This window comes from Rhodococcus globerulus (assembly GCF_019334125.1).
In the GTDB taxonomy this organism is placed as follows: domain Bacteria; phylum Actinomycetota; class Actinomycetes; order Mycobacteriales; family Mycobacteriaceae; genus Rhodococcus_F; species Rhodococcus_F globerula.
In genome coordinates this window covers 4,435,129-4,449,989 of record NZ_CP079698.1, presented here as the reverse complement: position 1 = coordinate 4,449,989, position 14,861 = coordinate 4,435,129, and the positions used below count along the sequence as shown (strand labels likewise).

Genomic DNA, 14,861 nt, shown 5'->3' with positions numbered 1-14,861 from the left:
CCGCCTGACAAGGATCCCCATGAGCCCCAACACCCCCGTCCACGCATTCACCGATGATGCCCTGGGCGATCTCGACGCCACCGGCGTCGCCGCCCGGATCGAATCAGGCGAGGTGACCGCACGGGAAGTCATGGAGGCGTCGATCGCGCGCGCCGAGGCAGTGCAGGGGCAATTGAACGGTCTGGCCTGCACAGACTTCGATCGCGCCCTTGCCAGGAGCAACCGGCCGGCCGCGGGCATCTTCGCCGGCGTCCCCACCGCGATCAAGGACAACACCGACAGCGCCGGCCTTCCCACCCAGCAGGGCAGCACCGCCTTCACAGCAGTCCCCGCCAAGGCTGACAGCGATTTCGCGAAGCAGTTCCTCTCCACCGGGGCCATTTCGATCGGCAAGACCCGACTGCCCGAGTTCGGATTCAGTGCGTCCACCGAGTACATGACCGAAGAACCCGTCCACAACCCGTGGAACCCGGCTTACTCGTCCGGCGCTTCCTCGGGTGGCGCTGCCGCACTGGTTGCTGCCGGTGTCCTCCCGATCGCGCACGCCAACGACGGTGGTGGATCGATTCGCATTCCCGCCGCCGCCTGTGGACTGGTCGGACTCAAGCCAACTCGCGGCCGTACCATCGCCGATCCGGCCGACAAGTCGATGCCGATCCGGCTGATCGCTCAGGGCGCCGTCACCCGCACGGTTCGTGACACTGCACGATGGATGTCAGCGGCCGAAAGTTACTACCGCAATCCACGACTCGCACCGGTTCGCCTGATCGAAGGACCCAGCTCAACCCGCCTGCGCGTCGGCGTGATCACCGATTCCGTGACGGTCACCAAGACCGACGACGAGACACGCAAGTCCGTCGAAGCTACGGCTGAACTCCTTGCCGGCCTTGGCCATCACGTCGAGGACGCGGCATTGCCCGTCGGCCCGGAATTCATCGACGACTTCAGCATCTACTGGGGCTTTTTGTCGTTTGCCATCTCCACCGGTGGCAAACAGATGCTCGGGCCCGACTTCGACAAGTCGGCGACCGACAACCTCACGAAGGGCCTCTACACGCTGTACCGGAAGAACCTGGTGAAGACGCCGCGCGTGCTCTACCGCCTGCGACGGCTCCAGCAGCAATACAGCGCCATGTTCTTGAAGTACGACGTCGTGCTCTCGCCGGCTCTGGGGCACACCACCCCCGAGCTCGGATACCTTTCTCCTGCTCAGCCTTTCGAGGAACTCTTCGACAAGCTGATCGCGTACACATCGTTCACGCCGCTGAACAACATCTCCGGTGGTCCCGCGATTTCGCTACCGATGCACCAGACCAGCAACGGTTTGCCGTTGGCTTCGCATTTCTCCGCCGATCTCGGCGACGAGCGCACACTCCTCGAATTGGCCTTCGAACTGGAAGAGGCTCAGCCCTGGAGAAGAATCCAGGACTGAGCCCCACCCGATTAATACCCTCAGTCTCGCGGCAATCCGAGCATGCGCTCACCGATCACGTTGAGCTGCACCTCGGTTGTGCCGCCGTAGATGGTGGTGGCACGGCCCGAAATGAGCTGCTCCATCGCCTTGTCGCTTGGCTGACCTGGGATGCTGACCGCTCCGGCAGCACCCAGTTCGGCGACGACGAACTCGGCGATCGACTGGCTGATCTTCATCGCCAACAGCTTGCCGACGCTCGACGTCGTACTCACGTCGATTCCCGAAAGTTGCTTGAGCACAACGCGGGAGCCGATGAGGTCGATCGCCTGGCTCTCGGCCACCAGCTCACCGACGCGGTAGCGTCCGATCGGGCTCAGGTCTGCTGACTTCGCGAACTTCAGTAGATCGGAGTCCGAGGCGTACGCCTCCATCTTCTGGCTCAGTGCGACGCGCTCGCCTGCCAGCGTCGTACGTGCGACGTTCCAGCCGTCGTTGACCTCGCCGACCACGTTCTCGTCGGGGATGAATACGTCGTCGAGGAAGACTTCGTTGAACAGAGCCGAGCCCGTCATCTCACGCAGCGGGCGGACGGTGATGCCCGGTGTCGACATGGCCAGGACGAAGTACGTGATGCCCTGATGCTTCGGCTTGGTGGCGTCCGTGCGGGCGATCAGCATTGCCCAGTCGGAGAACTGAGCGACCGTGGTCCAGATCTTCTGACCGGTGATCTTCCAACCGCCGTCGACCTTTTCGGCCTTCGTGGACAATGACGCGAGGTCGGAACCAGCACCGGGCTCACTGAAGAGCTGGCACCACACCAGCTCACCCTGCAGGGTCGGTACTGCCAGTTCTTGCTTCTGCTTGTCCGAACCATGCGCCACGACGGCTTGCACGGCCCAGGTACCCATCAGGAGCTGCGGCATCGAGATACCCGCAGCCTTGATCTCCTGGGAGATGACGATCTGCTCGAGCGGAGCGGCGCTGCGCCCGTACGGCTTCGGCAGGTGAGGCTGAACCCAGCCGCCGTCGCCGAGTGCGATCAGCTGGTCGTCCTCGTCGAGATCGACCAACTGGGCAAGCTCAGCCGCGATGTCGCCGCGGATCTCCTCTGCCTCTGGCGGCAGTTCGAGAACCGAAGCCCGGCTGACACCGTCAAGTGCCTGCTGCGCAACACGATTGGCGCGATCCTCGCGAGTACCGAGAATGCCGCGGATCGAGAGTGCGCGCCGGTAGTACAGGTGGGCGTCGTGCTCCCACGTGAATCCGATGCCGCCGTGGACCTGCACGCAGTCCTGCGCCACCTGCACTGCGGCGTCCGGCACGATCACAGCGGCGATGTCGGCGGCAAAATCTGCCGTGTCGTCGCCCTTGTCCAGTGCGCTTGCTGCATCCCACACAACGGCTCGCGCCTGTTCGAGCGCAATGCCCATCTGCGCGCACTTGTGCTTGACGCCCTGGAACTGGCCGATCGGTCGCCCGAACTGCACACGGGTCTTGGCGTACTCCGACGCGGTGGAAACACACCAGGACATGACGCCGACGTCTTCGGCGCCGAGAACGACTGCGGCAATGGACCGTACCCGCGCCTCGGTGAGACCGTCGAGTACCCGTTCGGCGCTGATCTGCGCTCCATCAGCTTCGATCCGCGCACTGCCGCGCAGCACGTCGATGCTGTCCTGCACGGTGATCGCGACTGCGCTGCTCTCGAGCACCGCGTAGCGAACACCCTCGGGCAACTGGATCGGGACCAGCAGCACGTCGGCATGTTCACCGCCGAGCACACCGTCGAGTGCGCCCGTGATCTTGTATCCGCCGTCCGACGACTCGGCCGCCAACGGAGCACCCAAGGCGACTGCTGCCGTACGACTTCCGTCGATCAGACCGGGCAGGAACTCGGGGCCCGCCTTGGAATCGGCAGCACCGAGAACGGCGCTTGCCAATACCGTCGGAACAAACGGGCCGGGAGAGACAGCGCGGCCCAATGCTTCCAGTGCCACCGCCAAGGTCAGCAGACCGGCGCCGTGACCACCCTGTTCTTCCGGAACCGCGAGCCCGAGAAGGTCTTGCCCGACCAATGCCGTCCAGAACTCGGGGAACTTGTCCTCGGTCCGTGACTCCACCGCCGCGCGAACCTGCTCGGTAGTGATGGTGCGGTCGGCGAAGGAGCGTACCGAATCTGCGAGTGCCGTGTGCTCCTCACTCAGCCCGAGGCCGAGTTCGTATGCGTTGCGTGCCATGCGCTTACAGACGTTCTGCGAGGTCGGCGGTGGTCCAGGGACCCTCGCTCTCGATGGTGTTCACACCGTGCCAGCCGGCAAGTTCCGTGATGGCCCCACCCTGAACGGCATACACCTTGCCGGTCAGCTTGCAGTCCGCTGCCGCAAGATAGGCCACCAACGGGGAGATGTTGGACGGCGCAAACGCGTCGAACTCACCCTCGGGGACCTCGGCGGCGAACAACGCGCCCATACCGGGTGTCGCCAGCGTCAGCCGAGTACGCGCGATCGGCGCAATAGCGTTGACACGCACACCGTATCGATCGAGCTCGTCAGCGGCCACCAGAGTCAGGGCTGCGATGCCCGCCTTGGCGGCGCCGTAGTTGCCCTGGCCCGCGTTGGGCATGAAGGTACCCGAAGCCGAAGCGGTGTTGATGACCGAAGCGTTGACGGTCTCGCCTGCCTTGCTCTGGTCCTTCCAGTACGCGGCAGCGTGGTGCAGCGTCGCCGCATGACCCTTGAGGTGCACGGCAATGACTGCATCCCACTGGCTCTCGTCCATACCGGCGATGAAGGCGTCGCGGAGAATGCCCGCGTTGTTGACCAGAACGTCGAGTCGGCCGAACTCGCTGACGGCCTGCTTGACGAGGCCCTCGGCGCCGTCCCAGGTGGCGATGTTGTCGGTGTTGGCGACCGCCTTTCCGCCTGCGGCAACGATCTCGTCGACTACCTGCTGCGCCGGGCCGGCATCTGCGCCCGATCCGTCGTTTGCGCCGCCGAGATCGTTGACCACGACGCTCGCACCCTCACGAGCGAAGAGCAGCGCATGCTCACGGCCGATGCCGCGTCCTGCTCCGGTGATGATCGCTACGCGACCGTCGAGACTTCCCATCAGTTCAGATTCCCATCAGTTCAGTTGTCGGACATGAAGACTCAGTTGTCGGCGATGACCGCGAGGCCGTCCTTGATGACGAGGTCACCGAGCGCGCTGGTTTCGTACGAGTACGACGTGGCTCCGTCTGCCGAACCCGACTTGTAGAACACCGTCTCGATGTCCTGGGTCGGGAGCACGGGCTTCGCGAATCGCACTGCGAGACGGCGCAACCGCTCGGTCTCTCCGCCCGCCAGTTCGGTCAGGGCTCCCCACGACGTGAACGCCATCGTGCACAGCCCGTGATTGATGATTCCGGGGAGCCCGGACATCCGAGCGATCTCCTCGTCGAGGTGGATTGGCATCGGATCGCCGGAAGCCGGTGAGTACCGGAACGTCTGGTCCTCGTCGATATGCTGGTTCACCACCGCTGCGGGACTACCCGCGCGAAGAGCTTCGTCGAATCGGTGTTCGGGAGCCTTCTCACCCAGGCCGGGGCCTGCGTCGACCTTGCGGAAGAAGGCCGTCATCCACTGCTCGTTGACCAATTCACCCTTGTCGGTTTTGGTTTCGACGTAGATGACGACGGTGGAGCCGTTGTCCCGGCCCTCGAATCCGATGGGCTTGGCACGAGCGACCAGATGGTCACCGGGGTAGATCGGACGGTGGAACAGGAAGTCCTGCTCACCGTGAACGAGCTTCATCAGCAGTTCGACCGGCGCCACCGACAGCGCAGCGGGTGCCATCGACATGAAGACGGGTACCACCGCGAAGACCGGTGGAGCGATCTCGCCCTTCAGGTGTCGCTCGATGGGATCGTTGGTGGCAGCGGCGTATTCGGCGATGCGCTCGGCTGTCACCTCGAAGTGCTCCGGATCGGTCCATACGTCCAGCCCGGACGTATCGAATTCGACCGCGTTGGTCTTCGGTGTTGTCATTGAGCCGTTACCCGACCAGCTCGGCGAACTTAGCCAGCGAGGCCTCGAGATCAGCCTTGGCGTTCTTGGCAACTGCCTTGCCGATCGGCCCGACGATCATGGTGCCCTTGAAGCTGGCGTCGACGGTTGCCTTCGAACCCGCACCGTCGGCCTCGACCGAGAGAACGAATTCGACGGTGACGCCGGCCATTCCGGTACCGGCAATCTTGACCATCTTCGGAACCTCGACCTCTTCCACGGTCCACTCGATCTTGTTTGCCATCCCCATCACGGAGACGACCTCGGTGAACTTGGCGCCCAACGCAACCTCGGTGGGGAGTTCACTCTTCCAGCCCTGGTGAATGGTGAGCCACTCTTCCCAGCGAGACAGATCGGAGAGCGCATCCCAGGTCTTCTCGGGGGATGCGGGCAGTACAGCGGAGACGGAAACGGAAGCCATGATGAAACTCCTAGTGGGTAGCTAGCGGGTTGTGGGTGTGATTCAGCGTGCGTAGGGCTTGTATGCGGTCACGACAACTGCGCCGCCGAGTCCGATGTTGTGCTGGAGCGCGACCTTCGCGCCGTCGACCTGACGCTTGTCGGCGGTTCCGCGGAGCTGCCAGGTGAGTTCGGCGCACTGGGCGAGGCCGGTTGCGCCGAGGGGGTGTCCCTTGGAGATGAGGCCGCCGGACGGGTTGACCACCCAGCGTCCGCCGTAGGTGGTGTCGTCGGCGTCGACGAGCTTGCCGCCGTCACCTTCTGCGCACAGTCCGAGCGCCTCGTACGTCAGCAACTCGTTGGTGGAGAAGCAGTCGTGGAGTTCGATGACGTCGACGTCGTCGGCGGTGATCCCGGCCTGCGCGTACACCTTCTCAGCGGCCTTACGAGTCATGTCCGCGCCGACGAGACTGATCGCGCTCTTGTCCTCGAAGGTGCTGTTCATGTCGGTGACCATGGCCTGCCCGACGATCTCGATCGCCTGAGCAGCGAGTCCGTGCTTCTCGACGAATGCTTCGCTGGCGATGATCGCCGCGCCGGATCCGTCCGAGGTAGGCGAGCACTGGAGCTTGGTGAGCGGCCCGTGGATCTGGCGTGCTTCGAGGATCTGCTCGAGGGTGTACTCGTCCTGGAACTGGGCATACGGGTTATTCAGTGAGTGCTTGTGGTTCTTGACGGCGATCTTCGCGAACTGCTCTGCAGTGGTCCCGAAGCGTTCCATGTGCTCGACGCCCGCGGCGCCGAACATGTACGGAGCTGGCGGCATCGCGAACTCCTGCAGCTCGGCGAGAGCGAGGAGGTGCCGCATGAGTGGCTGTTCACGGTCGTCGTAGGTGGATCCGAGGGACCCGGACTGCATCTTCTCGAAGCCCAGCGCCAGTGCGCAGTCGGCCTGACCGCTCTTGACTGCCTGCGTGGCGAGATAGAGCGCGGTCGATCCCGTCGAACAGTTGTTGTTGACGTTGACGATGGGGATGCCTGTCAGACCGAGCTCGTAGACAGCGCGCTGACCTGCGGTGGACTCGCCGTAGACGTAGCCGACATACGCCTGCTCAACCTCGGTGTAGTCGATACCCGCGTCTTCGAGCGCCTTGGTACCCGACTCGCGTGCCATGTCGGGGTAGTCCCACTCGCGGGCTCCCGGCTTCTCGAACTTCGTCATGCCGACGCCGACGACAAAAACCCTGTTACTCATTGCCACTCCTGAAGAGAACGGTATCTGTGTGTGACACGCTGTCCCACCAAAGTATGTGAGACATCTTGTCCAGTCAATGGCCGGGTGAGTATCGTTCGATTTATGACAAAAACAGCCGAGTCGGCGCAGCCCGACGGGCGCAGCACTCGCTGGAACGATCACAAGGAGCAGCGCAAAGCGCGGATCCTCGACGCAGCACTCGATGCAGTCAACGAAGGTGGCGCCGATGTCGGCGTCCAGCAGATCGCCGAACGTGCCGACGTCCCCCGTTCCGTTGTCTACCGGATCTTCAAGGATCGAGCCGACCTCGACGAGCAGCTGCGAGTCCGCATTCTCGAGATGATGATGACCGACCTGACACCCACCCTCACGCCGCAGGGTACGGTCGGTGAGGCTATCTCGCGGGCAGTCGAGACCTACCTCCAGTGGATTGTGAAATACCCACGGCTACACCACTTTCTAGGCAAGGGCTCGCCGAGCACCCGAGCTACCGGTTCGAAAGTGGTGACCGGAACCAAGACAGCCATCGCCGTCCAGTTGGGAAACCTGTTGGGTGCGATCCTCGCCAGCCGCGGCAAACCGTCGAAGATGGCAGAGCCCTTGGCTTTCGGCGTCATCGGCTTGGTCGACGTCAGCGTCAATCGTTGGCTCAGCCAACCCGGTTCCGACGTGTCCGGCACTGAATTGGCCGAGTTCCTCGAGATTTCCATCTGGCAGGTTCTCGACGGAAATCTGCGACGGATGGGTGTGGACATCACTTTGGAGACGCCGATATCGGAGTTGTAGGCAGCAAAGTGCACCGGAGCATGTTTGATCCCCGGTGCACACGTTTGTTTTTCAGGCCGCTGTTGGCGGCGTGTTCCCGGGAACGGGAACTTGATACGGATCCACGGACATCGGTGGATAGAACCGGGTTTTTCGGTCGTCTCCGATGTCGACACGCCACTGCGTGTGATGCATCATCCGATGATGGTGACCGCATAACAAGATCAGGTTGTCGAGGTCCGTGGGGCCGTCATCGAGCCAGTGGATCAGATGGTGGGCGTCGCACCAGCCCGGTGGAGTGCCACAACCGGGGAAGGCGCATCCACCGTCCCTAACCGTCAGGGCCCGCCGCTGCGGGACGCTGGCAAGGCGTGCCTTCATGCCGTGATTGAGCGGAACACCGTTGCTATCGAGAAGGATTCGGGTGACCTCGCAGTCGCAGGCCAGCATTCGGGCGGTGTCGAGGCTGATGGGACCGGCCCAGTTGGTGATCGCGTACCCGAGTTCCTCGGTGGAAGGCAACATGTCTTTGAGGGCCTGAAGATCGGTCATGTCTTTTGCGGTGGCGGTGATCGTCAGGTGCGGTTTCATGCCGCCTTCGACGGGACCGAGGCCCGCGGCTTCGTAGCGGCGCAGCATTTCGCAGAATCCGTCGGCGCGTCGAAGTGCCGGGGTGCGTTCGTCTTTCACACCGTCCTTCTCCGGGGTGGGCGCCGAGAGGGCGGACAGTAGTGCGATGAGACGGGCACCGTTGACGGCGTCGAGGTCACCTTTCACGCTGACTCGCCCGTACAAACCGCGGGAGGCGTAGAACTCGTTGAGCTCGGAGTCTTCACCGGCCGGCACTCCGTCGGCGCGGTTGCCGTACTGCTTCTGAATCCGCCGAATGGCGGCGCGGACGGAATCGCAGTCGGTGACCTTTTTCGAGGCGAGGGCCAGGAGGATCTCGCGGGCTTTCTCGACGTCGGCGAGGCTCATGTTCTTGGGCGGGTGCTGGCAGAAGTGGGCGACCTGACGCGCTTTCAACGCGTCGATATCACCGTCGTGAAAGGATTGTCCGACAACAGGTTCGAGCATGAACAACCGCGCCAGGCCCACCAACTGGCTGCATTCACCGATCTCGAGGTTGGTGGACAGGTGCAGCCACTGTGCGATAGCGCGGAATCCTTTGCCGCCGAGGGTGTCGCGGGTGAACATTTCCGTGATCATCACAACCATGCGGGACTGCATCTCGTGCCGGGCGCGAGCGAGGTCGAGAACCTCGGTCTTGAGGCCCTCGCCGTCGTATTGCCACGCTTCCCGACTGCCCATGAACTAATTTTAGTCGAACATAATTTCGATTCCTAGGGACATATCGGACACGTTTAAGCGAATCTGTGCTCGAGACTTGTTGACGTACAAGAATATTCAATGAACCGTGACCCACAGTTGCGCACTGCCATCGTGCCCAATCATGCAACGATTCGAAAGAACCCGTCTACTCCGAAGCGGGCTTGTAACCCTTGCCCTGCATCCACGCCAGAACGTCGAGGATCCGCACTGCGGGCACAACTTCGCCCAGACCTGCCAGATCGCGTAGGCCCTGCAATCGCGATTGGAGTTCCCCGTCGCGCAAGGCGCTGCGCACCGGCTCCAGATGGGCGGCCTTCGTTCCGAGTTCTCGACCGACGACGTCGTCGTAGATCGGGAAGAGCCGCGGGCGTTTGCGAGCAATCAGCTTGGATGCCATCGTGCGGCCGACGCCGTGGATCTCGCGCAGCGCTGTCTCCAGCCGCCACACCGGAGATTCCGGTGTCAAAGGATCAACTTCGTCCACCAGATCGCGATCTGGACCTACATCAGCCAGGAGCGCGTTCAGTGAAGCGTTGCTCTCCCCCAGCAGGAACAATGCGCCCTGGGCTGGAACCTGAACTGCGAGAAGTGTCACTGCGACAAGATCTTCCGCAGTGAAGACGTCCGCGTCGCGATCACGATTACCACTGGGATCCCAGGAATCCCACAACGCACCGGTACGGAGATACCCTGTCTTTCGGAGCGGCCTCGTGAAGTACTCCTGCAACACGTCGACGGCGCCGGCATCGTCACCGTCTCGCAGCACACGCGGCAAGCGGATGGACATTTGCTCAACCATGATCGACCGACCTTTCGAGTACGTACTTGGCAAATCCGGGGTTGTGGTACTGCCGGAAAGGCCCTTTGCCCTTGGCTACGAGATGCTCCGCCAGCGGCCGAACGGTCGACGCGTCGACGGGCAGTTCGGCGAACTGCTCCAACGCATCCGAGTCCTCGAGGCTGCAGTCGATCATGGTCCCGTCACCGTCGGCTGAAGCTAACGCAGTACGCCGGATGCCGAGCAAATCGTGTTTTGCAGCAAGTTCCTCGATACTGCAACCCGTTCGGGATTCCAACGCCGAACTCGACACGAAGACCGACATGACGTGTTCGATCGGTTGCCCGCCGACAAGATGACACTCGACGCTCAGCACTTCCATCGGACCGATGTTGAGGGTGAACAATCGATGGCGATCCGCGGATCGGTTTGTCGACGGCAGGCAGCTGATCGTCCACTGCTCGATCTCGACTGCCGCCGGAGCATCGAATGCGTAGGAAAGAACCTCTGCAATCAACTCGGCGAGATCCTCGAAGAGTGGGTCGCCCTGCAATCGCTCGAAGTTCTCGACCGAGGCGGCGGGGCGCACAGGTGCTTTGCTCACCGCGGCCCCCTCTCGTCCGATGAGGTCGAAACCTTACGTCTCACCTCGCATCAAAGGTACCCAGCGCTGTGGGGCCCTCGCGCGTTCGCCCTCACATAGAGCGCCGCGTTATGGTTCTCAACACGTACCACTGCCTTACCGATCGCTAACTCGAGGAGCATACGAAGTGGAAATCAAGGGAACCGCAGCACTGGTCACCGGAGCAGCTTCCGGACTGGGAGCAGCTACGGCCAAGCGCCTCGCCGACGCCGGCGCCACCGTCTTCGGCCTGGATCTGCCCGCGTCGATCGAACGCGCCGGCGACAACGTCCCCGCCGGTGTCACCCTCATCCCCACCGACGTGACCAGCGGCGAAGAGGTCGAAGCTGCCATCAACCAGATCGTCGAATCCGGCTCTCCGCTGCGAATCGTCGTCAACTGCGCCGGCGTCGGCTGGGCCGGACGCATCCTGTCCAAGAACGGCCCGCATGACCTCGAACTGTTCCGCACGGTCATCACCGTGAACCTGCTCGGCACCTTCAACGTCATGCGCTTGGCCGCCGACGCCATCTCCAAGACCGAGGCTGTCGACGAGTCGGGCCAGCGCGGCGTTGTCATCAACACCGCATCTGTTGCCGCATTCGAAGGCCAGATCGGACAGATCGCCTACTCCGCATCCAAGGGCGGCGTGCACGGCATGACGGTTCCGGCTGCCCGCGACCTGGCTCAGTTCGGCATCCGCGTCAACACGATCGCTCCCGGCATCATCGACACCCCGATGCTCGCGGGCGTCACCGACGAGTACCGCAAGGGCCTCGAAGCCGGCGTTCCGTTCCCGTCGCGTCTGGGCCAGCCGTCCGAGTACGCGCAGCTCGCTCAGATGATCGTCGAGCACGACTACCTCAACGGCGAGACCATCCGCATGGACGGCGCTCTCCGTATGACACCGCGGTAGGTTTCTGTTGCCTTGTGCGCCTTTGTCAACCGCCCGCGGTTAACAAAGGCGCACAAGGGCTATGACCGTTTGAGGTATTCGGCGACGTCCGCCGCCGGTATCGGCTCGCTGATGTAATAGCCCTGAACCAACTCACAGCCGGCGAATCACCTTCACTGAGCTCAGTGATGAATGATCTGTCGATTTTGAGAATGCCCACGGGCAGTTTCTTCAAACTCTCGAAAGACGAGTAGCCGGTTCCGAAGTCGTCCAACGCAATTGCGATCCCCGTCGCACGAAGACGGTCCAATTAGGCGACGCCGAGCGACGGACCGATCCACTCCGGATACTGCACAGCCATCGGCATAGTCGGCATGACATACCCGGGAGGCGAAATCAGCGCTCTACTCCCTTGGGTGTCTACGGTGAACGTCGGGAACTCTTGTTTCCACCAATCGACGCACCCTTGCGAGATCGCATTGCCCGGAATCGATTTTTCCTCCACGATTTTCCAGTTCCCGAAAACATTCCACGAGGGTGGGCGTTGGGCACGTGGATCATGACCTCCCACATCGGTGTCTACGATTCCCGAACTGCCCGCAAGTTCAGCAGCATTCTCCAAAACTATACGCACTGAACCATCGAGAACAACCGAGCTGTCAAATTTCGACGGCTTCTCGTGAACCAAATAGTCACACACAATTGCCGACACCGAATCTGAACTCTCCGAAAAATCGACAATATTCCGGAACCAAGTAAACCTATTATCGTAGTCGGGAGTCTGATTCACGATCCACGAACTAATTGAAGAACGATCCCTGGAAATGTCACGAATCGCATCGATGTAGCCCGGATAAGTAAACTCTGGTCCGCCGGTATGGGTGTACGCAGCGGCTTCGGCAGTCGCTCGAATCAATTCAGCACCGCGACCGAATAAGTCGACACCAGGATCAGCCGACCACACCGTTGTGTGCGGAAACTCCGACGCCGGTGCGACATCGGCAGAATTCGTCGGCGATCTGTCGCTGCCACACGCTGAAATAGAGGCCACACATATCAGCGCTACCGCCACCGAAAGTGCTCTGTTAGGGAGCATTCCACGCCACCGCATTATATTTTTCCAGCATCCGCGTCGCATGGAAATCAGTTGAGGAACCAAACGTCGAAAACATTGTGTCAATATCACCCAGCCTATAAGGTTTTTCGTTGGTCGCCTCCTTAATTTGATCCCAAGATCTCAATTCTCCATCATCGAATGCCCACCGGTAAACTTCCTTGAATTCAGGTGGTAATTCCGGTGCCGCATTCAGAATATTGTAAGCCTGTCTAGCTGAATCGAAACCTGCGAGTTTAGCGGTTTCAGGCCCTGAAGGCTGGGCACCGATTACCGACTCCTTCAACGGATCACCCCCGGCACCGATCATGGCGTTGATGTAATCCCCGCCAGGGAGGTTTCCGATTCCCAAGGTTCCGAGACTCATCAAGGCGCCATATGCATTGTTCTTGCGTGCATATATTTCGGCTGCCTGCGCCGCCTTGTCGTCGTAACCATCCTGAGTGCCACGCATCAATCCGTAGTCTGTCAGCCCCGCCAGCCTTCCCGCAGTATCCAAATTGTTGGCTGCACTTTCCCCCATAGGGTTCAGCGCATATGCACCCTGCCTCGCGAGCATCTCCTGGTATGCCGCTCGGGTAAAGTTCGTGCCAGCCGTTTCGTCGGTATTCATCAGAGCGAACACGTTTGCCGAGCCAGTGTAGTGACGAAACCCGTCGGGATCAGTCCACCCTCCGATGCTGAAACCTGGATGATTCTCAGGATCTTCACCAGCCAGATCAGAAACGTAGGGACTCATACTATTCGAAACTGTCTGCAACAGATCGGGATTGAGCTGGCCAGTCGACTGGCCGTCGGCTTCAGGGATATTGGACAGCAACTTCCACGCGTCGTCAGTACTAACCGCTTCCCCAACAGCTGACATGATGCTGCCGGTACGAGTTGCCGTGGCCACATCGGTGGGATCATTCGGATTCTCCACAGTGGCATCACCATCCGGGAAGTCGAAGAGCGTCGACGCGGCTTTACCGTCGTCAGTCCAGTTGTGGGACAGCACATCCTTCACGAAGTCGCTGCCGATCTCTGGATTGTTGACAACGGCATCGACGGCAATTTTGTCATGTCCCACAGCGGCGAAGATCTGCTCGGTGACAGCCATGTCCTGGGTACCACGCCCATCGACCATGAAGTACTCGAACTTGTGTTCCGGGTTCTGTTCATGAGCGACCTGCGCATCCAGGTATTTCTGCCCCACGTCGAGAAGCGCACTGTCCAGGGTGCTTCCGCTCTTGTACTGATCGTCGCCCATCGAAACGATGTCGGCGATCGCCTGATTGTCGGCAACCCCGTTGAGTGCGATGCTGGGAAGGCCGGATCCGCCAGCTACTTCAAAGCTGTTTACCACCAAGTCATCCCGAGTCAGAGACTCTCGCATCATGTCGGGTAGAAGGTTCAGACCGCCCTTGGTCGGAACGTCCGGATCACCCTCGACCGTCGCGCTGACGTTCTCGTTGGACAGTATCTGCAGCGAGTTTGCGACCGCAGCCTGCGCATCGGGCGGCAACTTCGAGAGCAGGTCTTCGATCTCCTGGGGCGATTTCCCATCCAGTGATCTTCCCAGCTGATTGAGGTATTCCATCTGCGACGCCGGGATTATCGCAGTTTCACCACGCTCCAACGCCGTGACCTGTTCCGGTGTCAGGTGGCCGGTTTCCGTGATCCGCTGCAATTGTTCCGGCGTCATCGACGCCGGATGTGTGGCTAGAGCGTCAGAATCACTCTTACCCTGATCCCCACCCGAGGTAGCTGCGGATACAAATGTCACACGTAGCCCGTCACGAGCGCCTGCCAGGGAGCTTCGCACAGTGTTGTCCGCATTCTCGGTGGCATTTGCGGCGTCGGTCAGTTCACGTTGCCGTTCGACCATCAGGGCAACACGGGCTGTGTCCGGTTCGGCCGCGGTGTCGGTGAGAAGAAGCGCGTCCGAGACCACAAATCTATCCGCTTCTGCTGCAAGAACAGCCATTCGGGCCCGCTGCAAGGGAGCGTCGATCTCGTGAAAGCCTTGCTGTGCGGTTTTTGCCAGAGCTTCGAGAGCATCGACAACCTCGCCGGCAGTCTTCCTGTCTGCGGCGGCCCTGTCCTGAGCCGCTTCCGCGGTCTTTCCTTCCCAGTAAGCACCGTGGACGGTGGTAACACTGCTGAGGTACCGGGAAAACAGATCTTCCGCCTTGCTGCCCAAGGTAATCCACGCGTCGGCAACGGCAGTGAGCGACGCTGGATCCCACGATTCGATCTGTGCAC

General features: G+C 61.4%; 14 protein-coding genes. 3 read left to right on the top strand and 11 right to left on the bottom strand.

The annotated features are described in order from the left end of the window. Positions 1 to 19: 19 nt before the first annotated feature. Complete coding sequence (locus tag KYT97_RS20260; RefSeq protein WP_219110532.1) at positions 20 to 1,432, top strand: amidase; 1,413 nt, start codon at positions 20 to 22, stop codon at positions 1,430 to 1,432. A gap of 20 nt (positions 1,433 to 1,452) precedes the next feature. Here the strand turns inward: KYT97_RS20260 and KYT97_RS20255 are convergent, their stop codons facing one another. Genes KYT97_RS20255 through KYT97_RS20235 form a run of 5 tightly spaced genes read right to left on the bottom strand, consistent with a single transcriptional unit; the run spans position 1,453 to position 7,111 of the window. Then, on the bottom strand, positions 1,453 to 3,651 hold the full coding sequence (locus KYT97_RS20255; RefSeq protein WP_219110531.1) for an acyl-CoA dehydrogenase family protein: 2,199 nt from the start codon (positions 3,649 to 3,651) through the stop codon (positions 1,453 to 1,455). A 4-nt stretch (positions 3,652 to 3,655) separates the two neighbouring features. Continuing rightward, a complete protein-coding gene (locus KYT97_RS20250; protein WP_007735961.1) occupies positions 3,656 to 4,522 on the bottom strand; it encodes an SDR family oxidoreductase in 867 nt (288 codons plus the stop codon). A gap of 41 nt (positions 4,523 to 4,563) precedes the next feature. After that, positions 4,564 to 5,439, bottom strand: a complete 876-nt coding sequence (locus KYT97_RS20245; RefSeq protein ID WP_045066244.1) for a MaoC/PaaZ C-terminal domain-containing protein — start codon at positions 5,437 to 5,439, stop codon at positions 4,564 to 4,566. Between the two features lie 7 nt (positions 5,440 to 5,446). Continuing rightward, positions 5,447 to 5,878, bottom strand: a complete 432-nt coding sequence (locus KYT97_RS20240; RefSeq protein WP_003944139.1) for a type II toxin-antitoxin system Rv0910 family toxin — start codon at positions 5,876 to 5,878, stop codon at positions 5,447 to 5,449. Positions 5,879 to 5,920: 42 nt separating this feature from the next. Further along, the gene (locus KYT97_RS20235; RefSeq protein WP_007735955.1) at positions 5,921 to 7,111 is read right to left on the bottom strand and encodes a lipid-transfer protein; all 1,191 of its coding nucleotides are present in this window, start codon (positions 7,109 to 7,111) and stop codon (positions 5,921 to 5,923) included. Positions 7,112 to 7,213: 102 nt separating this feature from the next. On the opposite strand from KYT97_RS20235, the gene KYT97_RS20230 reads away from it, so the two are divergent. Beyond that, positions 7,214 to 7,897 (top strand): TetR/AcrR family transcriptional regulator, encoded by a 684-nt coding sequence (locus KYT97_RS20230; protein ID WP_045066237.1) that lies wholly within the window; start codon positions 7,214 to 7,216, stop codon positions 7,895 to 7,897. Positions 7,898 to 7,948: 51 nt separating this feature from the next. Here KYT97_RS20230 and KYT97_RS20225 read toward each other — a convergent pair whose 3' ends face one another. From KYT97_RS20225 to KYT97_RS20215, 3 genes are all read right to left on the bottom strand, one after another. Then, positions 7,949 to 9,187 (bottom strand): HNH endonuclease signature motif containing protein, encoded by a 1,239-nt coding sequence (locus KYT97_RS20225; protein WP_219110530.1) that lies wholly within the window; start codon positions 9,185 to 9,187, stop codon positions 7,949 to 7,951. 166 nt (positions 9,188 to 9,353) lie between these two features. Continuing rightward, positions 9,354 to 10,007, bottom strand: coding sequence for a DUF6308 family protein (locus tag KYT97_RS20220; protein WP_045066235.1), 654 nt, complete (start codon positions 10,005 to 10,007; stop codon positions 9,354 to 9,356). Next, a complete protein-coding gene (locus KYT97_RS20215; RefSeq protein ID WP_033235407.1) occupies positions 10,000 to 10,590 on the bottom strand; it encodes a hypothetical protein in 591 nt (196 codons plus the stop codon). The genes KYT97_RS20220 and KYT97_RS20215 overlap by 8 nt, the downstream gene beginning before the upstream one ends. Positions 10,591 to 10,756: 166 nt before the next feature. Between KYT97_RS20215 and KYT97_RS20210 the strand changes: the two genes are divergently transcribed. Next, on the top strand, positions 10,757 to 11,524 hold the full coding sequence (locus tag KYT97_RS20210) for an SDR family NAD(P)-dependent oxidoreductase (RefSeq protein WP_092805447.1): 768 nt from the start codon (positions 10,757 to 10,759) through the stop codon (positions 11,522 to 11,524). 25 nt (positions 11,525 to 11,549) lie between these two features. Here KYT97_RS20210 and KYT97_RS31130 read toward each other — a convergent pair whose 3' ends face one another. From KYT97_RS31130 to KYT97_RS20195, 3 genes are read right to left on the bottom strand one after another with little or no spacing between them, the layout of a single operon-like run. Then, entirely contained in the window at positions 11,550 to 11,777 is a 228-nt protein-coding gene (locus tag KYT97_RS31130) for an EAL domain-containing protein (protein WP_280639066.1), read from the bottom strand. A gap of 36 nt (positions 11,778 to 11,813) precedes the next feature. Then, positions 11,814 to 12,575, bottom strand: a complete 762-nt coding sequence (locus KYT97_RS20200; protein WP_219110529.1) for a hypothetical protein — start codon at positions 12,573 to 12,575, stop codon at positions 11,814 to 11,816. Between the two features lie 13 nt (positions 12,576 to 12,588). Beyond that, the gene (locus KYT97_RS20195; protein WP_245005883.1) at positions 12,589 to 14,799 is read right to left on the bottom strand and encodes a TPR repeat domain-containing protein; all 2,211 of its coding nucleotides are present in this window, start codon (positions 14,797 to 14,799) and stop codon (positions 12,589 to 12,591) included. Between the last annotated feature and the right edge of the window lie 62 nt (positions 14,800 to 14,861).